General features: G+C 35.4%; 19 protein-coding genes and 2 pseudogenes. 20 read left to right on the top strand and 1 reads right to left on the bottom strand.

Annotation, left to right across the window (positions count from 1 at the left end):
* Nucleotides 1–66 precede the first annotated feature (66 nt).
* From ACZZ95_RS22715 to ACZZ95_RS22625, 19 genes and pseudogenes are all read left to right on the top strand, one after another.
* The gene (locus tag ACZZ95_RS22715) at nucleotides 67–2,817 is read left to right on the top strand and encodes a glycoside hydrolase family 78 protein (RefSeq protein WP_463470800.1); all 2,751 of its coding nucleotides are present in this window, start codon (nucleotides 67–69) and stop codon (nucleotides 2,815–2,817) included.
* Between the two features lie 143 nt (nucleotides 2,818–2,960).
* Nucleotides 2,961–4,106, top strand: coding sequence for a sialidase family protein (locus ACZZ95_RS22710; RefSeq protein ID WP_463470799.1), 1,146 nt, complete (start codon nucleotides 2,961–2,963; stop codon nucleotides 4,104–4,106).
* Between the two features lie 94 nt (nucleotides 4,107–4,200).
* Nucleotides 4,201–5,094: a sugar phosphate isomerase/epimerase family protein gene (locus tag ACZZ95_RS22705; protein WP_463470798.1), complete on the top strand. Its 894-nt coding sequence runs from the start codon at nucleotides 4,201–4,203 to the stop codon at nucleotides 5,092–5,094.
* Between the two features lie 315 nt (nucleotides 5,095–5,409).
* Nucleotides 5,410–8,013, top strand: coding sequence for an alpha-d-galacturonidase (locus ACZZ95_RS22700; protein ID WP_463470797.1), 2,604 nt, complete (start codon nucleotides 5,410–5,412; stop codon nucleotides 8,011–8,013).
* On the top strand, nucleotides 7,949–8,140 hold the full coding sequence (locus tag ACZZ95_RS22695; protein ID WP_463470796.1) for a hypothetical protein: 192 nt from the start codon (nucleotides 7,949–7,951) through the stop codon (nucleotides 8,138–8,140). The genes ACZZ95_RS22700 and ACZZ95_RS22695 overlap by 65 nt, the downstream gene beginning before the upstream one ends.
* Nucleotides 8,141–8,542: 402 nt before the next feature.
* A complete protein-coding gene (locus tag ACZZ95_RS22690) occupies nucleotides 8,543–8,884 on the top strand; it encodes a hypothetical protein (RefSeq protein WP_463470795.1) in 342 nt (113 codons plus the stop codon).
* A 29-nt stretch (nucleotides 8,885–8,913) separates the two neighbouring features.
* Nucleotides 8,914–9,066: pseudogene (locus ACZZ95_RS22685) on the top strand (hypothetical protein); the annotation flags it as partial.
* Nucleotides 9,067–9,096: 30 nt separating this feature from the next.
* A complete protein-coding gene (locus tag ACZZ95_RS22680) occupies nucleotides 9,097–12,069 on the top strand; it encodes a malectin domain-containing carbohydrate-binding protein (protein WP_463471750.1) in 2,973 nt (990 codons plus the stop codon).
* Nucleotides 12,070–12,349: 280 nt separating this feature from the next.
* The gene (locus tag ACZZ95_RS22675) at nucleotides 12,350–12,988 is read left to right on the top strand and encodes a sugar-binding domain-containing protein (RefSeq protein ID WP_463470794.1); all 639 of its coding nucleotides are present in this window, start codon (nucleotides 12,350–12,352) and stop codon (nucleotides 12,986–12,988) included.
* Nucleotides 12,939–14,771 (top strand): glycoside hydrolase family 2 TIM barrel-domain containing protein, encoded by a 1,833-nt coding sequence (locus ACZZ95_RS22670; protein ID WP_463471749.1) that lies wholly within the window; start codon nucleotides 12,939–12,941, stop codon nucleotides 14,769–14,771. Before ACZZ95_RS22675 ends, ACZZ95_RS22670 begins: the two co-directional genes overlap by 50 nt.
* Before the next feature lie 304 nt (nucleotides 14,772–15,075).
* Nucleotides 15,076–15,582: an endonuclease V gene (locus tag ACZZ95_RS22665; RefSeq protein ID WP_463470793.1), complete on the top strand. Its 507-nt coding sequence runs from the start codon at nucleotides 15,076–15,078 to the stop codon at nucleotides 15,580–15,582.
* Between the two features lie 127 nt (nucleotides 15,583–15,709).
* Nucleotides 15,710–16,516: an SDR family oxidoreductase gene (locus ACZZ95_RS22660; RefSeq protein ID WP_463470792.1), complete on the top strand. Its 807-nt coding sequence runs from the start codon at nucleotides 15,710–15,712 to the stop codon at nucleotides 16,514–16,516.
* 10 nt (nucleotides 16,517–16,526) lie between these two features.
* Nucleotides 16,527–16,664 (top strand): hypothetical protein, encoded by a 138-nt coding sequence (locus tag ACZZ95_RS22655; protein WP_463470791.1) that lies wholly within the window; start codon nucleotides 16,527–16,529, stop codon nucleotides 16,662–16,664.
* Nucleotides 16,665–16,687: 23 nt separating this feature from the next.
* Nucleotides 16,688–16,831 (top strand): hypothetical protein, encoded by a 144-nt coding sequence (locus ACZZ95_RS22650; protein WP_463470790.1) that lies wholly within the window; start codon nucleotides 16,688–16,690, stop codon nucleotides 16,829–16,831.
* Between the two features lie 40 nt (nucleotides 16,832–16,871).
* Entirely contained in the window at nucleotides 16,872–17,258 is a 387-nt protein-coding gene (locus tag ACZZ95_RS22645; protein ID WP_463470789.1) for a hypothetical protein, read from the top strand.
* Nucleotides 17,230–17,787: a helix-turn-helix domain-containing protein gene (locus tag ACZZ95_RS22640; protein WP_463470788.1), complete on the top strand. Its 558-nt coding sequence runs from the start codon at nucleotides 17,230–17,232 to the stop codon at nucleotides 17,785–17,787. The genes ACZZ95_RS22645 and ACZZ95_RS22640 overlap by 29 nt, the downstream gene beginning before the upstream one ends.
* Nucleotides 17,788–17,790: 3 nt before the next feature.
* Nucleotides 17,791–17,997, top strand: coding sequence for a nucleoside triphosphate pyrophosphohydrolase family protein (locus tag ACZZ95_RS22635; protein WP_463470787.1), 207 nt, complete (start codon nucleotides 17,791–17,793; stop codon nucleotides 17,995–17,997).
* Nucleotides 17,998–18,162: 165 nt separating this feature from the next.
* The gene (locus ACZZ95_RS22630) at nucleotides 18,163–18,720 is read left to right on the top strand and encodes a YdeI/OmpD-associated family protein (RefSeq protein WP_463470786.1); all 558 of its coding nucleotides are present in this window, start codon (nucleotides 18,163–18,165) and stop codon (nucleotides 18,718–18,720) included.
* A gap of 49 nt (nucleotides 18,721–18,769) precedes the next feature.
* Nucleotides 18,770–19,414 (top strand): Pr6Pr family membrane protein, encoded by a 645-nt coding sequence (locus ACZZ95_RS22625; protein ID WP_463470785.1) that lies wholly within the window; start codon nucleotides 18,770–18,772, stop codon nucleotides 19,412–19,414.
* A 9-nt stretch (nucleotides 19,415–19,423) separates the two neighbouring features.
* On the opposite strand, the gene ACZZ95_RS22620 is transcribed toward ACZZ95_RS22625, so the two are convergent.
* Nucleotides 19,424–20,347 (bottom strand): hypothetical protein, encoded by a 924-nt coding sequence (locus ACZZ95_RS22620; RefSeq protein WP_463470784.1) that lies wholly within the window; start codon nucleotides 20,345–20,347, stop codon nucleotides 19,424–19,426.
* Nucleotides 20,348–20,561: 214 nt separating this feature from the next.
* Between ACZZ95_RS22620 and ACZZ95_RS22615 the strand changes: the two are divergent.
* A pseudogene (locus ACZZ95_RS22615) lies at nucleotides 20,562–22,656 on the top strand (alpha-L-fucosidase).
* Nucleotides 22,657–22,692: the final 36 nt, after the last annotated feature.

Raw genomic sequence — 22,692 nt, 5'->3', positions numbered from 1 at the left:
TGACCTTACAATTATACAATCTATAAATATATCGTCCCTCTGGGACTTTATTGTTAAAATAAAATTATGAAAAAGTTTTTTTTACATCTTACAATACTCATTTCACTTTTCACAATTTCGGCGAAAGCCCAAAACAAAATCAGTATTAGTGAATTGAAATGCGAAATGCTGAGTAATCCGGAAGGAATTGATGTTTTACAGCCGAGATTGAGTTGGAAAATAAAAGCAAACATAAATGATGTAAAACAAACTCACTACCAAATTTTGGCTTCTTCGTCTTTAGAAAAACTAAATGCCGGAAACGGTGATTTATGGGACAGCGGAAGAGTACAAAGTGACGAATCTGTTAATATAATCTATAACGGAAAGAAGCTAAAAGACCGACAAGATGTTTACTGGAAAGTAATTGTTTCTACAAATAAAGGCGAAGTAAAATCTACAGAAAATGCACATTTCAGTATTGGTATTTTAACCTATGCCGATTGGAAATCGACTCGTTGGATTGGCTATGAAAAAGCTTCTCCGGGTGATAGTATTTCGCAGTATTCGAGATTGTCAGCCCGATATTTAAGAAAAGAAATCGATCTTAAGAAAAAAGTTAAAAGTGCCAAAGTTTATATTATTGGTATGGGTTTGTACGAGTTATACATTAATGGAAATAAAATTGGCGATCAGGTTTTGGCGCCCGTTCCTACGGATTATACAAAGAATATAAAATACAATGTTTTTGATGTGACTTTGCAATTGAAAGAAGGTAAAAATACATTGGGGACTATTTTAGGAAACGGACGTTTTTTCACCATGCGTCAGGATTATAAACCCTATAAAATCAAAACATTTGGTTATCCGAAAATGGCTTTACAATTATTTGTAGAATATACAGACGAAAGCAAAGAGGTAATTCGAACAGATGATACATGGAAAATTACAACCGACGGACCAATCTTATCAAACAACGAATACGACGGAGAAGAATACGACGCCCGAAAGGAAATGAAAGGTTGGAATACCACAAATTTTGATGATAAAAAATGGCTTTCGGCAGAATATGTTCAGGAACCGGGCGGATTTTATGAAGGACAAATGTCGGCGAATATGAAAGTAAAAGGCGAAGTAAAACCTATTTCGATCAAACAGACTTCAAAAGGGACTTATATTTTGGATATGGGACAAAATATGGTGGGCTGGTTACAATTGAAAGTGAAAGGAAATGCGGGCGATAAAATCACGATGAAATTTGCAGAATCTTTACAGCCGGATGGTTCGTTATATATTGCGAATCTACGCGATGCTAAAACGACGGATATTTACACTTTAAAAGGCGAAGGCGAAGAAGTTTGGGAACCGAGATTTATTTTTCACGGTTTTAGATTTGTTGAAATTTCAGGTTTTAAAACAAAACCAACTTTAGAAAATTTTGTTGGAAAAATCGTTTATGATGATATTGCCACAACGGGAACTTTTGATTCATCGAACCCAATTATGAATCAGATTTTTAAGAATGCTTGGTGGGGAATCAGCGGGAATTATAAAGGAATGCCAATTGATTGTCCGCAACGAAATGAGCGCCAGCCTTGGTTGGGAGACAGAACAACGGGCGCTTATGGCGAAAGTTTTTTATTCGACAATCAGGCTTTGTATGCAAAATGGCTGGATGATATTAAAAACGCACAAACTATAGATGGTGGAATTCCAGATGTGGCACCTGCTTTCTGGCGTTATTACGGCGATAATGTAACCTGGCCGGGTACTTATATTACGGTTGCGGATATGCTGTACCAACAATTTGGTGATAAAAAAGTAGTCGAAAAACAATATCCGTCTATGAAAAAATGGATGGATTATATGGAAGAAAACTATTTGGTTGACGATATTATGACCAAAGATAAATATGGTGATTGGTGCGTTCCGCCAGAATCTTTAGAATTAATCCGTTCCAAAGATCCTTCTCGTTTAACAGACGGCGAATTGATTTCGAGTGCTTTTTTCTATCAGCTTTTAAATACAATGAAAAAGTTTGCGGTAATTGCCAATGCAGATAAAGATATTGCGCATTATGACGAATTGGCCTTAAGAATTAAAAAAGCATTCAATACTAAATATTTCAATAAGGCAAAAAAAAATTACGCTAATAATACCGTGACAGCCAATTTACTGCCTTTGACTTTCGGTATGGTTCCTGAAGCATTACAGCAAAAAGTGTTTGAAAATTTAGTGCATGAAGTAGAAGTGACCAAAAACGGTCATGTAAGTACAGGCGTTATCGGAACTCAGTTTTTAATGCGAACGTTAACCAACTTTGGGCGAGGTGATTTAGCTTTCAAACTGGCTTCAAACAAAACCTATCCAAGCTGGGGTTATATGGTCGAAAACGGTGCAACCACCATTTGGGAACTTTGGAACGGAAACACAGCCGATCCTGCAATGAATTCGCAAAATCACGTCATGCTTTTAGGCGATTTATTGATTTGGTATTATGAAAATATGGCCGGAATAAAAAGCAATCCAGAAACTCCGGGTTTCAAACAAATCACTATGAAACCAGATTTTAATGCGGGCTTAACGTATGTAAACGCTTCTTACGAATCGGTTTACGGCTTGATTAAAAGTGACTGGAAAAAAGATAAAAAAGCTTTGGTTTGGAAGATTACCATTCCTGCAAATAGTTCAGCAATAGTTTATCTTCCAACAACTGATATTTCGGCTGTTTCAATTAACAAACAGAAATTAGATAAAACGTCACATTCTTATAAAACAGAAAAAAGTAATCTTGCTATTACACTTCCTTCAGGAACCTATATTCTAAACGTTAAATAAGTCGCATTTTTAATAATTCGGGACAGTACAGGATACATTGTTAATTTTTTAGTGTTATTTTTACACTTAATAAATATTTTTACCTAAAAAAATAGTAGGAATGTATTTATAGTTGAAAATTTTAATTCATAATTAAATTAAGAATGAAGATAACAAAATTAGCATTTGTCTTGTTTGGACTATTCCTTTTAGGAAGTTGTAAATCGGCTTTAGAAAAAAAGACTTGGAAAGAAGGTATTCTGGTTGATGAATTTATTTATGATAAAGCACCTTATCCGTCTTGCCACGCGGTTACAATTGTCGAAGCCACAAATGGTGATTTAGTTTCATCTTGGTTTGGAGGAACTCATGAAAGACATCCTGATGTTTGTATTTATGTAAGCATCAAACCGAAAGGAAGTGATAAATGGGGCGAAGGCGTTAAAGTAGCCGATGGCGTGATGAAAGAAGGTCCGAGATTGCCAACATGGAATCCGGTTTTATATCAAATTCCAGGCGACGATTTAATGCTTTTCTACAAAATAGGACCAAAACCATCAGAATGGTGGGGCGTAATCAGAACTTCATCTGATGGCGGAAAAACGTGGTCTGATGCTAAAAAAATGCCAGATGGTTTCTTAGGGCCAATTAAAAATAAACCAGTTTTATTAAGCAACGGAACTTTATTATGTCCGTCAAGTATCGAAGGCGACGGCTGGAGACTGCGTATGGAATCTACTCCTGATTTCGGAAAAACATGGATAATGGGCGACACGCTTGCAAGAGGAAAACAAAAAATAAATGCGATTCAGCCAAGTATATTATTCCACAAAGACGGCAGTATTCAAGCCATTGGAAGAACCAGAAACAGAGCTATTTTCAGCACATTCTCTAAAGATAACGGAAAAACATGGTCAGATGTAGAATTAATCGGACTTCCAAATAACAACTCCGGAACAGATGCCGTAACGCTTAAAAATGGAAAACACTTATTAGTTTACAATCACGTTTTACCTCCTGGAAAAGAAGCAAAAGGTCCAAGAACACCTTTAAATGTTTCGATTTCAGATGACGGAATTAATTGGAAAGCGACTTTGGTTTTAGAAGATTCAAAAATCAGTCAGTATTCGTATCCGTCTATGATTCAGAGTTCAGACGGAATGGTGCATATTGTTTACACTTGGAGAAGAGAAAAACTGAAGTATGTAAAAGTAGATCCAAGTAAATTAAAAGCACTTCCAATCAAAAACGGAATATGGCCGGGCGAAGAAGGAAAAGTAGTAACGGCTGTTAAGGCTGAAGAAGAGTAAAGAAAAAGTTCGCCACGAATTTCACGAATTTTCACGAATTATATTTTAAAAATTAGTGAAAATTGGTGGAATTCGTGGCAAAAAAATAATAATTATGAAGTCAATTTCTATTCAAAAAAACTTAATTATTGCATTACTTGTTGTCTTGTCTACAACATTCAACAGTTGTGCAACAGCGCAGTCTTCTAATAAAAAACAGCAATACAGAGTAGCAGTTTGCGACTGGATGATTCTAAAAAGACAAAAGTTAGGCTCTTTTGGCTTAGCCGCAGAAATAAAAGCTGACGGAATCGAACTAGATATGGGAGGTTTAGGAACCCGCCCCACTTTTGACAGTAAATTAGGCGATCCGGTAGAAAGACAAAAGTTTTTAGATAAATCAAAAGAAACAGGAATTGGAATCAGTTCAATTGCCATGTCTGGATTTTACGCGCAGTCTTTTGCGACCAGAGAGATTACGCCAATGATCGACGACTGCATCAAAACGATGAAAGATATGAACGTAAAAGTAGCTTATCTTCCGTTGGGAACGCAAAGTGATTTGGTGAAGAATCCAGAATTACGTCCAGAAGTGATAAAAAGATTACAATGGGCAGGAAAACAAGTGGGCAAAATAGGCGGTGTTATTGCGATTGAAACCTCATTGAGCGCCACAGAAGAGAAAAAACTTTTAGAAGAAGTGGGTTCAAAATACATTAAGAGTTCTTTTAATTTTGCCAACGCAGTTGATAACGGCAGAGACATTTCATCAGAATTAAAAATCTTAGGAAAGAAACATTTAGCTCAGATTCATGCTTCAAATACAGATCAATTTTGGTTAGAAAATGATAAAGCGATCGATATGCCAAAAATCAAACAAACACTTGATGAAATGAAATGGAGCGACTGGCTTATTGTAGAACGCTCGCGTGACGTAACACAGGTGCACAATGTAAAAGCCAATTATGGTGCAAATGTGGCCTATTTGAAAAAGATTTTTCAGAATTAAAAATATTCAGCCACAGATTAAAAGTATTAAAAGGATTTTTTTAATCTGTGGAAATCTTTTAATCCGTGGCAAAAATATCAAAAGAAATATCTGCTAGATCTGCCAAATCTGCGAGAGTAAATTTTTTCACGCAGATTTTGCAGATTGAGCAGATTTATTCTCTCAGTTTTGTCATCTCGAGGGACAAGAAATCACACGCGTAAATCGGCACAGATTGGTAATTATCTGTGAGGAATTTCTAATGTGATTCTCTCCCGATGCCTCGGGATCGAAATAACAAACAGAATACGATTTCAAGAATAAAATCATAATACAATGAAATATTTAAGCTTACTTTTTTTAGGTTTCTACGTCTCTTTCGCGACAGCGCAAAATGTAACTATCGTTAGCGATGCCAACTCGCCGAGAGCAAAATTCGGAGCCGAAAAACTATCCGAAACATTAGCCGCGAAAGGTTTCAAAACTACTTCTTCCAATAAAATTACAAAGTCAAAAGATCAGGTAATTGTTATTGGAGAAAAGGGAACCGATTTTTGGAAACAAAACGCAAAAAGCGCCAAAATCGATGATAGCAAACTGACTAAAAAAGAAGGCTTTCAAATTCGCACTCAAAAAAATATCATTTACCTCGAAGGAACAGATGCTTCTGGAGCTTTATATGGCGCACTAGAAATAGCAGACCGTATTAAAGATTCAGGAAAACTTCCGTCAGAAATTAATATTGACGACAGTCCGGAAATGGTTTTAAGAGGAGCTTGTATCGGAATGCAGAAACCCGTTTATCTTCCCGGACGTGATGTTTACGAGTATCCGTACACGCCTGAAACTTTTCCTTGGTTTTACGATAAAAAACTATGGGTAAAGTATTTGGACATGCTGGTAGAAAACAGAATGAATTCCTTGTATTTATGGAACGGACATCCGTTTGCCTCTTTAGTAAAATTGAAAGAATATCCGTTTGCTGTAGAAGTAAGTGATGAAGATTTCAAAAAGAACGAAGAAATCTATAAATTCTTAACGGTAGAAGCCAATAAAAGAGGAATCTGGGTTATTCAGATGTTCTACAATATTATTGTTTCTAAGCCTTTTGCAGAGCATTACAACATAAAAACTCAGGATCGTTCGCGTCCAATTACGCCTTTACTTTCAGATTATACTAGAAAATCTATTGCCGCTTTTATCGAAAAATATCCAAATGTTGGATTAATGGTTTGCTTGGGAGAAGCCATAAATACAGTTGATGACGATGTAGAATGGTTTACCAAAACCATTATTCCAGGCGTTCGCGATGGTTTACAAGCATTAGGTAAGACAGAAGAACCGCCAATTATCCTTCGTTCTCACGATACAGATGGGCCTTTGGTGATGGAAAAATCGCTTCCGTTATACAAAAATTTATATACAGAAAGCAAATATACCGGAGAGTCTCTAACGACTTATACGCCGGGCGGACCTTGGGGAGAAACACACAAACAATTAAGTGCTTTACAATCAATTCATATAGAAAACGTTCATATTCTGGCAAATTTGGAACCATTTAGATACGGTTCGCCAGACTTTATCCAGAAAACCGTAAAAGCAATGCACAGCGTTCACGGGGCAAATGCACTGCATTTATATCCGCAAGCTTCGTATTGGGATTGGCCTTATTCGGCAGATAAAACCAAAACAGGCGAAAGATTACTGGAAATGGATCGTGACTGGATTTGGTACAAGGCCTGGGCAAGATATGCGTGGGATAGTAAAAGAGACCGAAAAGAAGAAGTTAAATATTGGAATAATGACCTAGTCGCGAAATACGGAACCGATTTAGAAGCGGCAAATAACATCCAAAAAGCGTATGATGAAACAGGAGAAATTGCGCCAAAAACATTAAGACGTTTCGGAATTACAGAGGGAAACCGTCAGACTTTATTATTAGGAATGTTTGAAAGTCAATTGGTTAATCCATCAAAATGGCGTGTTTATCCAGGTTTCCACGAATCATGCGGACCGGCGGGAGAATTGCTTTTAGAATATGCTAAAAAAGAGTGGAATAAAGAACCACATTCTGGAGAACTACCAACGCAGATTATTGCAGAAATTACAGAGCACGGAAGATTAGCCGTTGAAGCGATTGACAAAGCCGAAAAAAGCGTAACCAAAGACAAAGAAGAATTTCTACGTCTTAAAAACGATATGCATGCTTATAAAGCCTTCGCCGATTTCTTTTCAGAAAAAGTAAAAGCCGCTTTATTGGTGTTGAGATACAGTTATTCCAACGAAATTACCGATTTAGATAAAGCGATGCCTCATCTGGAAAAAAGCTTGGAGCATTACGAATTATTGGTAAACCTGACAAAAGACACATATTATTATGCCAATAGTATGCAGACCGCTCAACGTAGAATTCCAATTGGGGGCGATGACGGAAACAACAAAACGTGGGCAGAATTATTACCGCATTACGAACGAGAATTGGCAAATTTTAAAAGAAATCTGGACAAGTTAAAATCTTCAAAAGATGGTAAAATTGAAACCAAAGAAGGAAAGCCTTGGAAAACGGCAGAAGTAACTTTTATTGATGAAAAACCGGCGACTTATTTAGTTAAAACAGGAACAAAAGTTTATGGAACAGACATTTCTGAATTGACGAAGATAGCTCCGGAACTTCAAAATCTAAAAGGCTTTACATATGTCGAAAACGATCAAAACGAAAAAGGAACGCATTTGAAGTTTAAAAACACAAAAGCAGTTAAATTAGTAGTGGGTTATTTCAATTCAGATCAGAAAAGATTTTTATTGCCGCCAAGTTTAGAAACAGATGCTTGCAGGAAACGCCCACGGTCAAGCCGAAGTTATTCTGGCAAGTGCCATGAATTTAAAAGAGCTTCCGCGCGTAAACATTCACACGTATACGTTTCAGCCTGGCGAAAATAAGTTAGATTTAGGAAAAGGAAAAGTATTAATTTTAGGTTTTATCGATGCAGATCAAACCGTAACACCGCGCGATGTTGGGTATATCGATGCAGGAGAAAAAGCGACGATAGACTGGCTGTTTTATTAATAAGAATAAGTTGGGCGTGTCCCTCCGGGTCGGGCTTTCGGCTATATCTTTTATTCCGCTGAAGCTTCATAAAAGGATACCGCCTCAATCCCTCACGCAAATTCGCAGTTAATTTAGACCTGACATTCCCGAAGCCTCGGGATAAAATCTGTCAGGTCTGTTAAGAAATATAAACACAATTTTGTCATCCTGAGGAACGAAGGATCACACTAGAAACTCTGCATAGTACATTAACAATCTTTGTAGAATTGCAAGTGTGATTTCTCCTCTGTCGAAATGACAAAACAAATGAGATCAGCTTATGAATTTCCTGCAAGGTTTCCAAAACTTTGTAGGTATTCTAGTCATCGTTAAAAAATCAAACCTACAAGGTTTTGTAAACCTTGCAGGAACGTAGAAAATATGAAGAAAATAGTTTTTTTTATTTTTTGTTTTTTTTCAAGTCTTTGCTTTGTTTGGAGTCAGAGCAAAGATTCGGGGAAATTTCGTAAAGAAATTTCACTGAATTCGTCTTGGGAAACCGTAATCTTGGAAAATCTTCCTGCACAAGAAGAGAGGTTTGTAGACCATCCAGAAACTGATTCCAATTGGCGACAGGTTAGTGTGCCTCACAATTGGGATCAGTATTATGGTTTCAGAAGAACAAAACACGGAAATTTACATGGTACTGCCTGGTACAAAAGATCTTTAAAACTGGATAAAAAAGACGTTTCAAAAAAACTTTTTTATACTTCGAAGGTGTAAGTTCGTACGCAGATGTTTGGGTAAACGGCAAAAAGGTCGGACAACATAAAGGAGGCAGAACTACTTTTACTTTAGACATTACAACAGCAGTTCATTTCGACAAGGAAAATACAATTTTAGTTAAAGCTTCGCATCCTTCCTTGATAGCAGATCTTCCTTGGGTTTGCGGTGGCTGTTCTGGCGAATGGGGATTTTCAGAAGGTTCTCAGCCTATGGGGATTTTCAGACCGGTTTCTTTAGTTGTAACAAATGATGTTCGAATCGAACCTTTTGGCGTTCATATCTGGAATGACAAATCGGTTTCAAAACAAAAAGCGATTCTTCATACTACTACAGAAATCAAGAATTACGGTACTTCAGAACGAAATCTAACGGTTGAAAATGTTCTTTACGATGCTTCGGGAAAGAAAACTGTTAGTACAAAAAGCGATATCAAATACGCTTCTGGAGAAACAAAAGAAATAGCACAGACACTTCCAGAGATTTTAAATCCGCAGTTATGGTCACCATCCAATCCTTATTTATATAAACTGGTCACTTCTGTTTATGAAAACGGAAAAATGATAGATCAGTTAACAACGCCTTACGGAATTCGCTGGGTCAGCTGGCCGGTTAGTCGAGATGGAAAAGACAATCGTTTTTTTATTAACGACGAACCGTTATTCATAAACGGAACCTGCGAATACGAGCATTTAATTGGAAACAGCCATTCGTTTTCAGACGAAATGATTCATTCCAGAATCGAGCAGATAAAAGCAGGTGGATTTAATGCTTTTAGAGAAGCGCATCAGCCTCATAATTTATTGTACCAAAAAGAATTAGACGAAAACGGAATCCTTTTTTGGAGTCAGTTTTCCGCACATATCTGGTACGACACGCCTGAATTCAAAGAAAATTTTAAAACACTTTTACGCGAATGGATTAAAGAACGCAGAAACAGCCCTTCAGTTGTCATGTGGGGATTGCAGAATGAAAGTACAATTCCAAAGGAATTTGCAGAAGAATGCACGCAGATCATCCGCGAAATGGATCCGTTATCAGCTTCACAAAGAATCGTAACGACTTGTAACGGCGGAGAAGGAACAGACTGGAATGTAGTGCAGAACTGGTCAGGAACCTATGGCGGTGATCCTCTAAAGTATCATGTCGAAATGAGCACACAATTGCTAAACGGCGAGTACGGTGCATGGCGTTCAGCCGATTTACATACCGAAGGCGAGTTTGACCAAAAAGGAACTTTAAGCGAAAACCGTTTTTCTCAATTAATGGAAATTAAAGTCCGTGAAGCAGAATCGGTTAAAGATAAAATTGCAGGGCAGTTCAACTGGCTTTTTGCTTCGCACGAAAATCCGGGAAGAGTTCAAAACGGAGAAGGATTTAGGGATATCGACAAAGTCGGACCTGTAAATTACAAAGGACTTTTTACGATTTGGGGCGAACCTTTGGATGCATTTTATATGTACCGCGCCAATTACGTTTCGAACAAAACCAATCCGATGGTTTATATTGTTTCGCATACTTGGCCAAGCCGTTGGGATTCGGCAGGAATTAAAAGTGGAATCGATATTTACTCGAATTGCGATGAAGTAGAATTGTTCAACGACGTCAATACATCATCTTTAGGAAAACTAAAAAATCCGGGAATCGGAAAGCATTTTCAATTCAATAATGTCAATATTAAGTACAATGTTTTATATGCCGTTGGTTATGTAAATGGTGTGGCAGTTGCCAAAGATTATATTGTTTTAAATACGCTTCCGAAAGCGCCAAATTTAAATGCTTTGACTGCTGATAAAGCCGATATTACAAAAGCTAAAAAAGGTTACAATTATATTTATAGAGTAAATTGTGGTGGTTCTGAAATGACCGACAGTTCAGGAAATACTTGGTTTACGGATGTACATAAAAGCGGACAGTATACGTATGGTTCTTTGTCGTGGACGGATAATTTTGAAAAACTTCCCGATTTCTTCGCGAGTCAAAGAACGACTTTCGATCCAATAAACGGAACAAAAGATCCAGAATTATTTCAAAGTTTTAGATACGGAGTAGATAAATTGCGTTATGAATTTCCTGTAAGCGACGGAGAATATTTAGTAGAATTATATTTTACAGAACCGTGGTACGGAACCGGAGGCGGAATGGATTGTAAAGGCTGGCGTTTGTTTGATGTTGCCATAAACGATAATATTGTTTTAAAAGATCTTGATATTTGGGCAGAAGCCGGACATGATCAGGCATTAAAGAAAACATTTGTTGTAAAAAGCAAAAATGGAAAAATTGTAATTTCGTTTCCAAACGTAAAAGCGGGACAGGCGATTATTTCGGCAATTGCGATTGGAACCAAAAAGAGGTTTGAAAAACCTGCAGATCAGTCTCCAAAGAACATTGAGAATCTGGTTTTAGATTCGTATGATAAAACAAACAGAATAGCTTCGTGGCTGGATAATAATTCAAAACAGTATTCAGATTCTGATGTTGTTTTTACCGAATTGCCAGCTGAACTATTTGGTGCAGATTATGTACAGTTTTCATCAAATTCTAAAAATAAAGGTTCTTTTACGGCCAAAGAAGAATCTACAATTTTTGTTTTAGTTGACAGTAAAATCAAAGAATTACCTTCATTATCAGATTATAAAAAAATAGAAGAAAAAGCTAAAAATAGTAATCGTACTGAATTCTCCGTTTTCACTAAAAAGGTAAAAAAAGGAGAAAAAGTTCTTTTTGATAATTCCCAATCTATAAGTTCGATCGCGGTTGTGCCAACTTACGATATGGGCGAAAAGGACGATTCAAGACCCGTTGTAATTATCGAAGCCGAAAAAGCAAAAAGCACCGGAAGCGGAATCGAAAAAGGAAATTTCAAAAAAGCAGATTATATTGAGTTTACCAAAAAGACAGCAAACAGTATTCAGTTTGAGGTAAAACCCGGCGTGGCTGGAATATATTTGATGCGTTTTAAATTTATGAACCGAAATGAAACGCCGTTAAAAGTCAAATTCAAAATGGAAGATGCCTACGGAATTTTAATGCGAAACGATACTATTGAATTTTTTCCTTCGCCAGAAAAATGGAAGATTTTAAATACCACTTCGGGAGGTTATATTAATGCAGGAACGTATAAAATTACGTTGGAAGGAGATGATTTGAAAGGATTGATGCTGGATAATTTTGAGTTTCAATAGGTTTTTTTTGAGGTGCAAAGGGGTAAATGTTCAATGGTTCAGAGGTTTTTATCGTAGAGACGCACTGCAGTGCGTCTACGTTCCAATTGTCGTAGAGCTTTTAGCCACGAAGTCCACGCTACGATTACCACGTTCAGTTTGTCATCCTGAGGAACGAAGGATCACACACGAAACTCGACAAAGATTGGCGACAATTAGGAGCGGATTATCTAGTGTGATCCTTCGTTTCTCAGGATGACAAAACGATGTTAAAAAGAATACTAGAATAAAAAACATATTTATGATTAAACATAAAAACATATTTCAAAAAATTACAATAGCCTTATTGTTTTCGGTTTCGATTTTTGCACAAAAACAAGCCAGAATAGTAGAAGATTTTAATAAAAACTGGAACTTCAAATTAGGAGATCATCCAACTGCAATTCAATCTAATTTCGATTCCAAAGATTGGAGAACTTTACAATTACCGCACGATTGGAGTATTGAGGGCGCTTTTGACAAAGAAAGTAAAACCAAACAAGCGCAGGGATTTTTGCCTGCTGGAAAAGGCTGGTATCGCAAAGTGTTTACTGTTCCTGCAAATTGGAAAAACAAAACAGTTTCAATAGAATTTGACGGTGTTTTTAAAAACAGCGAAGTTTTCATAAATGGGAAATCAGTAGGAATTCGTCCGAATGGTTATATTTCGTTTGGTTATGAATTGTCGCAATATTTGAATTTCGGAAAAGACAATATCATTGCGGTTAAAGTCGATAATGATGCTCAGCCAAATTCAAGATGGTATACAGGTTCCGGGATTTATAGAAATGTACGTTTGGTTGCGACTGAAAAATTGCACGTAGGGAAGTGGGGAACTTTTGTAACGACTCCTGAAGTTTCTGCTGAAAAAATGGAAGATACGTGTAGAAGTTACGATTGATAATGATAATTCTGTTTCTAAAGAATTTAAATTGGTTACTTCTGTTTTAAATGCTGAGGATAAAGAAATAGTCAATTTTACTTCAACAGAAAAAATTGGTACCAAAACATCAGAAAAAAAGATTCATGATTTAGTTCTGAATAACCCGAAATTATGGAGTACAGAAAATCCATATTTGTATAAAGTGGTGACTAAAATTTATGAGAAATCAAAATTGGTTGACAATTATGAGACACCGCTTGGATTTCGATTTTTTAGTTTTGATTCGGAGAAAGGATTCTCTTTAAATGGAAAACCAACTAAAATATTAGGCGTTTGTCTGCATCACGATAACGGTGCTTTGGGTGCGGTTGAAAACATTCATGCTGTTCGAAGAAAACTGACATTGTTGAAAGAAATGGGAGCAAACGCAATTAGAATGTCACATAATCCGCATTCTTTAGAAATGATGCAATTGTGCGACGAAATGGGATTTATCGTTCAGGACGAAGCTTTTGACGTTTGGAAAAAGAAAAAAGTAACCAATGATTACCACAAAGACTGGGACGCGTGGCACAAACAAGATTTAGAAGATTTTATTAAAAGAGACCGCAATCACCCATCGGTTATGATGTGGAGTATTGGTAACGAAATCAGGGAACAATTTGACAGTACGGGAATTGCGATTACGAGAGAATTGGCTAAGATTGTAAAATCTTTAGACACAACTCGTCCCGTAACTTCGGCTTTGACCGAAAATATAATTGAGAAGAACTTTATTTACCAATCGGGAGCTTTAGATCTTTTAGGATTCAATTACAAACATGAAGATTATAAAGATTTTCCAGAGCGTTTTAAAGGGCAAAAGATATTGGCATCTGAAAGTGTTTCGGCATTGGAAACACGCGGGCATTATGATTTTCCTGACGGAATTAAAGCATGGCCGACAAAACACGGTGCTCCGTTTGACGGAAATGCAGATTGGACCGTTTCGGCTTACGATCAGGTAAAATCGTATTGGGGCGCAACGCACGAAGAGAACTGGAAAACGATCAAGAAACAAGATTTCATGGCAGGAACTTTTATCTGGACAGGTTTCGATTATATCGGAGAACCTGATCCGTATCCGTATCCGGCAAGAAGTTCGTATTTCGGAATCATCGATTTGGCGGGACTTCCAAAAGATGTGTATTATATGTACCAAAGTGAATGGTCGAACAAACCTGTACTGCATATTTTTCCGCATTGGAACTGGAAAAAAGATCAGGAAGTTGAAGTTTGGGCGTATTACAATAATGCCGATGAAGTGGAATTATTTTTAAACGGAAAATCGCTCGGAAAAAAAGCAAAACAAAATGATGATCTTCATATTTCATGGCGCGTTAAGTTTGAGCAGGGAGCGATAAAAGCCATTTCAAGAAAGAACGGAAAAGTAGTTTTAGAAAAGGAAATTCACACGGCTGGCGAAGTCGCTAAAATTGATTTAAAAGCAGATAAAAATACCATTAAAAATGACACTTACGATTTGGTTTATGTTACGGTTTCATTAGTTGATAAAGACGGAAACTTGTTGGCAAATGCCACAGATTTAATCAATTTTGAAGTTTCTGGAGGAGGAAAATTGGTTGGGGTTGATAATGGGTATCAGGCCAATTTAGATTCTTTTAAAGCGAATTCATGCAAGCTTTTCAGCGGAAAATGTGTTGCCATTATCCAGTCAAATGGGAAGAAAGAAAATATTCAGTTGAAGGCAACGACAGGAAATGGAATTCCGGTTTCTTCTCTTGATATAAAGGTAAATTGATAATTTGAATTTATATTTCGCCCCGCTGGAGCTTTAATTCGAATCCGTAATATTTTCTACAAATATTACGCTCCTATGGAGCTCTTTCTATGGAATTAAATATTTTCAGCTCTGGAAGAGCAAAATATTTATAGATAAAAAATTACCCGTTTATACAAGCTCCATCGGAGCTGAGCATATTAAAATATTAAAATAAAATTCAAAAACTCCATTAGTAATAATGGAGTTTTTTTGTAAATAATAAAGTTGATTTTGTACTAAAATTAATTTTATATTAGCCATTTTTTATACAAAATGAAACACTATGATATTAGCCTTTGATACTTATTATTACGACGGAAAAGCCAAAACTGTTTGTCTGGAATTTGAAGATTGGACTGAAAGTAAAAACTTCAAAATTCACACCGAAATAATAGAAAACGTAGAAGAATATATTGCAGGCGAATTTTATAGAAGAGAATTACCTTGTATTTTAAGTTTATTAAATCAGATTGATTTGAAAACAGTTGACGTCATAATAGTAGACAGTCTTGTTTATTTAGATGATGATAAGAAATACGGTTTAGGCGGTCATTTGTATGAAAAATTAAATAATGAAATTCCGATTATTGGTGTTGCAAAAACAAATTTTGCATCGATTGAAAAAGATAAAGTTGGCATAATAAGAGGTGATAGTATCAAACCATTATATGTCACAGCTATTGGTATTGAATTGGGAGATGCTGTTCAAAAAGTAAAAAGTATGGCAGGCGAATTTAGAATTCCGACATTATTGAAGGAATTGGATCGATTGACAAAAGAGAATGTATAATGTAAACTCCGTTAGAAATAATGGAGTTTTTTTACATCCGTCATTTTGGCTAACATATCCTCCAAAACGACTAATTCTAACCTTAAACTTCGGCTGATCTTTGCATTATAATTTTAAACAATTCAAAATGCAAAAGACAATTTTTATTACAGGAGCTTCATCAGGATTAGGAAAATCTACGGCAAAATTATTTCAAAGCAAAGGATGGCAGGTAATCGCGACTATGCGTAATCCGGAAAAGGAAACAGAATTAAATCATTTGAAAAATGTGATTGTACTTCCGTTAGATGTTACGAATTCGGGACAAATTGATGCTGTGATCAAAAATATTACAGAACAATATTCTGTTGATGTTGTTTTAAATAATGCCGGTTATGGCTTAATTGGCGCTTTAGAATCTTTAGAAAATCATCAAATCGAACGCCAGATTGTTACTAATTTATTTGGAGTTATTCGAGTTTCAAAGGCATTTGTTCCTCACTTTCGTGAAAAGAAAAGAGGTACTTTTATCAATATTACTTCGACTTTTGGATTAATGGGTTTTCCAACTTGTTCGATTTATAGTGCTACAAAATTTGCTGTTGACGGATTTTCTGAAAGTCTGGCATCAGAATTAATCCAATTTGGAATACAGGTAAAAGTGGTCGCTCCTGGCGGAATGCAGACTGATTTTACGGCAAGATCTATGGACATTGGACAGCACGAGGCATATGAAAAACTAACTCAGGAAGTTATTAAAGGGTATAGCGAGGAGCAAATTAGCAATTATACAAAAGCAGAAGATGTTGCAAAAATTATTTATGAAGCCGCAACAGATAATAAAAGTCAGTTGAGATATGTTGCCGGAAATGATGCCAATGCATTGTACGAGGAACGTTTGAAATTGGGTGCAGAAACTCAGGTGCAAAATTTTAAAACAATGTTTACTTTTTAATTTAAATCAAATGAAAAATCAAGCTATAGAATTGACTACTTTTAAACTAAAAGGTTTGACAATACAACAATTTATTGATGCCAATACAGCAATCGATGCTTTTTTGAAACGCCAAAAGGGATTTCGTTCCCGAACTATTTTGAACTGAAAAAAGATGTTGTTTATGATCTTTTGGTTTGGGACAGCGTTGCAGAAGGTACAGACGCAATGCATAAATTAATGACTGAATTGAGCGAATCGCCTGTACATGATATGATTGATCAAAGTACGGTAAGCTGGAACATTACGCCAGTAGAACATTTCGTAAATTTGTAAAAATGCAAGCATGTTTTAAGTGCGGCTCTAATCCACTAAAATGAAAAATCAACCCAAAATATTTAATTCTATTTCAGAATTGCACAAAGCAATGGGACAACCAAAACCCATGCATCCGCTAATCAGTATTCTGAATTACGGTGAAGCAATATTTGATCCGAAAGATTTTGAAAACGGAATTGTTTTGGATTTTTATAAAATATCTTTCAAAACAAATTTCACAGGAAAACTGAAATACGGACACGGTTTCTATGATTTTGAAGAGGGCGGCATGTCATTTGTTTCTCCTGGACAAATTTTGAAAATGCAGGAAGAAGAAGCAGATTACAGCGGCATGTCGCTTAATATTCATCCTGATTTTTTTCGTCCTTATTCTTTAAACGAGAACATCAAAAAGTATGGATTTTTCTCGTATTCCATCGCTTGAAGCTTTGTATTTATCTGAGAAAGAAAAAGAAACTATTTTGGGCGTTTTCAGTAATATTCAAAATGAACTTAACGAACGTATTGATCATTTTAGTCAGGACGTAATTATTTCGCAAATAGAGCTTTTACTCAATTATAGTAATAGGTTTTATAATCGCCAGTTTATAACACGGAAAGCCGTTAATAATGATGTGCTTTCTAAACTGGAAAATGTGATAAACGATTATTTTAATAGCGAAAAACCACTAGAAAACGGCTTGCCAACCGTGCAATATGTTGCTGACGAATTGCAGTTGTCATCCAGATATTTAAGTGATTTACTGCGAAGTACTTCTGGACAAAATACACAGCAGTTTATTCATGATAAATTAATCGAAAAAGCCAAAGAATATATTGCTAAAGGAATTTTATCGGTTTCTGAAATTGCTTATAAATTAGGTTTTGAGCATCCGCAGTCTTTCAATAAACTTTTCAAGAAGAAAACAAACAGTAGTCCGATTGCTTTTAAAAAATCATTTACTAAAAATTAAAATATGGCATCATTAAATTTTGAAGAGTTAAAAAAACGTTCCGTTGAAATTAGAAAGCGTTATCACGAATTAGAATTGGCACATCATGGAAGTGAATGGACTATTGAAGAAGATGCGCTGGCCTTTTTAACAGATGCTGGTTTGGTAGCTAGAAACGTAATGTCGCAGACAAGGCAGATGGCCAAAAAGCAAATACTGAAGAAGAATTAAATCACAAAATTGGTGAATCGATTTGGTGGCTTACCGTTTTGGCGGAAAGAATGAATATCAATATCGAATCGGTCGCGGAAGATTTCTTAGCCAAAACAGAAAAGTTATTGTAATAGTAATTTATGAATTCAATTTATTTCAATTTATAAAATAATAAGAATAAAAATGGAACCAACTTTTTTTGCAGTATCGGCTGAGTTTAGAAAATGGTTGGAGAAAAACCATAAAAATCAAAACGAACTTTTGGTTGGTTTTTACAAAGTCAACAGCGGGAAAGCTTCTATGAGCTGGTCAGAATCTGTTGATCAGGCACTTTGTTTTGGCTGGATTGATGGCGTGAGAAAATCGATTGATAAGGATAGTTATACCATTCGATTTACTCCTCGAAAAACTTCGAGTATTTGGAGCGCGATTAATATTCAAAAGATGGAGGATTTGGCCAAAGCAGGACTAATGACTGACGCAGGATTAAAAGCGTTTAGTTTTAGAACTGAGAGTAAATCTAAAATTTATTCGCACGAAAAAGAACCAGTTCCGCTTGATAAAGCTTACGAAAATGAGTTTAAGGCTAATAAAACGGCATGGAAATTTTTTGAAAAGCAGGCGCCGTCTTATAAAAAAGTAATGATTCACTGGATTATGAGTGCAAAGCAAGAAAAAACAAGACAGTCGCGACTTGAAAAAACTATTTTAGAAAGCGAAAAGCAAAAGAGAATGACCTAAAAACTTTGCAATAAATTTTCTATTTTAGTTTACTGACATAAAGTGAATTATGGAAAATGAAAATACTGCTGAAATAGAAAACAAAGTGTCGCTGGGTATTATAGCACTCCTTGAGCTTTACGCTTTACCAACACAGTTTTATCTTTTATTAGAAAATCCTGATTTTACATTTTTTAGCGCATTAGTCCGCTTCTTCAGTTTTTTTACAATTCTTACCAATTGCATTGTTTTTGTATGCACTTTGATGCTTTTATTTGGAAGCAGATTTAAGATTAGTGCCTTTTTTCGTAAAGCAACAACTATAACTGCTGTCACGGTTTATATAATCATTGTTGGGCTCGTTTTTAATCTTTTGTCGCGTTCGGTTGTTGATTTAAAAGGGCTTCATCAGGTTGTGAGTGAAATCTTTCATACTATTGTTCCCATATTATTTTTCCTTTATTGGTTGTTTTATACTCAGTTGGAAAAAGTTTCCTTTAAAATTATTGGTTTTTGGCTTATTTACCCTATTGTTTACGTAATCTATACATTACTTCATGGTATTTATACCAATTTTTATCCATATCCTTTTATAGATGCGACCAAATTAGGTTTTCCAACTGCTGTTCTAAACGGATTATTTGTATTGCTCGCATTTGTGGTTTTAGCTTTTGTTTTGACTTTTATTTCAAGATTGAAAATTAAAATCCGTTAATAGCACTTATTAGCTTCTCTCTAAAAGATCAATTAATTTTTCGGGAAGTTTAATTGTTTTTTCGTTTGAGTTTATTTCAGATGGAAAAATGTAAAATTCATTTTCATACAACCAATAATAATTTAGTGTAATATTTCCTGGATCTTCATGATAAAATTTTTCATTGTTAGGATTAATAATCTCAATTAATTCTAAGATATTTCCATTTTCAATAGGGCAAGCTAAAGCAGTACCTTTTGTTGGAATTGAAATTAATGTTCCAAATTTTCCTTTAATATAATCTGAATCTTTTTTAAAATTTAATAAATATGATGCACTAAAGTCGCCGCTAAAGAATGTATAGATTTTAAATTTTTCTTGTAAATCATATATTTTTGTTTCAATTTCATCAGTCGGAATATTACCTATGGCAATCTCAAAAAGGTCATCTTCAGTTTTCTCCCATTCTGAAATTTCATCTTTTCTCACATAATGAAATTTCCCTTCAAATTCTAATATCAAAAAGGTATTTGTTGTTGGAAAATCAATTCTAGATACATAATCATTTATATCATTTGGAATAATAAATAATTCACCTTTAATTAAAACTCTTAAGAATTGTGAGGCATAATCAAAATCTTTATACAGATAATCAAAAGCGACCGAATTGTATTTAAGTTTCTTGAAATGTTCGTAAATCAAATTTCTCCAATTTGCCTGCTTGTCACCAGATAATACACGTACTAAATTATCTAAATATCGATGTTGAAGTTCTCCATTGACTTCTGTAACAATTTCTCCTTCATCTATTTTGCTAATTACAAACCCATTTTCCTCGTGATATTGTATAGATGTTTCCATGATAAAATTGTATTCATCTCTTGTTAAAATATCTTTATACATATCAGGTAAATTATAACCAGTTTTCTTTTTAAAAATATCTAAAAATCCCATTTTGTTTTATTTAAAGTCTGCAAATATAATTATTGTAAATTAATTCCTATGAAAAAATAATTTTCTTTCTAAAATTCAGATGGTGATTAAAGTGTAGAATCAATCATTCAAAACCAAAACGCTGTCAAACCTGCTGTTGGTCGAAATTCTATATGTCAGAAAATCAATTTATAGTACATTTATGCTTTATAGACTATTTTAAAGCAAATCAGCAATGAAAAAAATATTCCTTTCTTTATGTCTTTTGGGTGTAATTTCTAATGTTTCGAGTCAGGAATTGGCGAATGCTCCAAAGCCTTTTGGACCGCTTCCAACGCAGAAACAAATCGATTGGCAGGAAATGGAGTTTTACGCTTTTGTGCATTTTTCATTAAACACTTTTACCAATAAAGAATGGGGATTTGGAGACGAATCTCCGGAACTTTTTAATCCGTCGCAATTAGATGTCTGTCAATGGGCGCGCGTGGTGAAAGAGGCGGGAATGAAGGGGATTATTCTGGTTGCAAAACACCACGACGGCTTTTGTTTATGGCCATCGGCATATACAGAACGCTCTGTTAAGAATTCGCCTTGGGAAAACGGAAAAGGTGATTTGGTTAAAGAATTGGCGGCGACCTGCAAAGAATATGATTTAAAGTTAGGATTATATCTTTCGCCTTGGGACAGAAACCATCCGCAATATGGTAAACCAGAATATGTTACATATTTCAGAAATCAGTTAAAAGAATTATTGACCAATTACGGAGATGTTTTCGAAATGTGGTTTGACGGTGCAAATGGCGGCGACGGATATTATGGAGGGGCAAATGAAACCCGTAAAATCAATTCGCTTACGTATTATAATTGGGATGAAACGTATAAATTAATTTACGATATCGCGCCAAAAACATTAGTTTGGGGCGTTGGACCATCTGAAGCAAGGTGGATAGGAAATGAAGAAGGACGTGCAGGAAAAACCAATTGGTCATTACTTCGTCAGAAAGATGAATTAGCTGGGAAAGTACATTACAGCGAATTTATGTCTGGACATGAAGACGGCGAAAAATGGGTTCCGGGAGAAGCTGATGTTTCCATAAGACCAGGGTGGTTTTATCACGCTGCTGAAGATGATAAAGTGCGTTCGCTTGACGAAATGGTTGATATTTATTATGAATCAATTGGACGAAATGCGACTTTGTTATTGAATCTTCCAGTAGACAGACGCGGATTGGTTCATGAAAATGACGAAGCGAGATTAAAGGAATTAGTGGCTACTATTAAAGCAGACTTCAAAAAAGAATTACTAGCCGGATCTAAAGTTCAAGCATCAAATACAAGAGGAACAGATTCTAATTTTGGGCCTCAAAATGTTATAGACGGAAATAAAAATACGTATTGGGCAACCGATGATAAAGTTAAACAAGCTTCAGTCGAATTTACTTTTAAAAAACCTACTGCAATAAATAGAATTTTACTTCAGGAATATATAAAGCTTGGGCAGCGTGTAAAAGCGTTTTCTGTTGAAGCCAATGTAAACGGACAATGGAAAACAATTGCCAATGAAACTACTATTGGTTACAAAAGAATTCTGCGTTTAGACCGCGTAACGGCTTCAGCAATTAGAATTAATATTTTAGATGCAAAAGCTGGTTTTGTAATTAGTACAATTGAGGCTTACAATGCACCAACTTTTGTAAAAGAACCACACATTGTTCGTGATAAAAATGGTTTGGTTACGATTAAATCGGAAGAAGGCAATGCTGTTTATTATACTTTGGATGGAAAAACACCTTCTGAAAAAAGCACTTTATACAAAACTCCTTTTACTTATAATAAAGCGGTAGAAATTAAAGCAATTTCTAGAAACACAAAAGAGAAAATCAATAGTGCAGTTAAAATGGCTAAATATGGTGTTTCTAAAGAAAAATGGAAAGTACTTTCTGTTTCAAGCGGTGACATTAAAACGGTTGAAAAAATTATTGACGGCGATGCTAATACGGATTGGGGCTTTGGAAATGATGAAAATAAATTACCGCAAGCCGTAATTATAGATATGGGAGAAGTAGTCGATATTAAAGGTTTTACTTATATACCACAGCAGGTTGGAAATAATTTGAATTTGATTTCGAATTATGAATTCTATACCAGCGAAGACAATATTACGTGGACGAAACAATCTGAAGGAGAATTCTCCAATATCAAACATAACCCAATTGAACAATTTAAGAGTTTCTGTTGCAGTAAAAGCAAGATTTTTAAGATTTGTTGCAACAGCTGCCGTAGGAAAAGGGCAAAGTGTTTCGATTGCCGAAATTAATGTTATCGAATAAATGCTTTTTTTGAAAGTTTAAAATTGCTTTAAGTTT

The sequence above is a fragment of the Flavobacterium sp. AC267 genome, assembly GCF_979258715.1.
The sequence above is the reverse complement of the archived record's forward strand: the minus strand, read 5'-3'. Positions and strand labels throughout refer to the sequence as shown.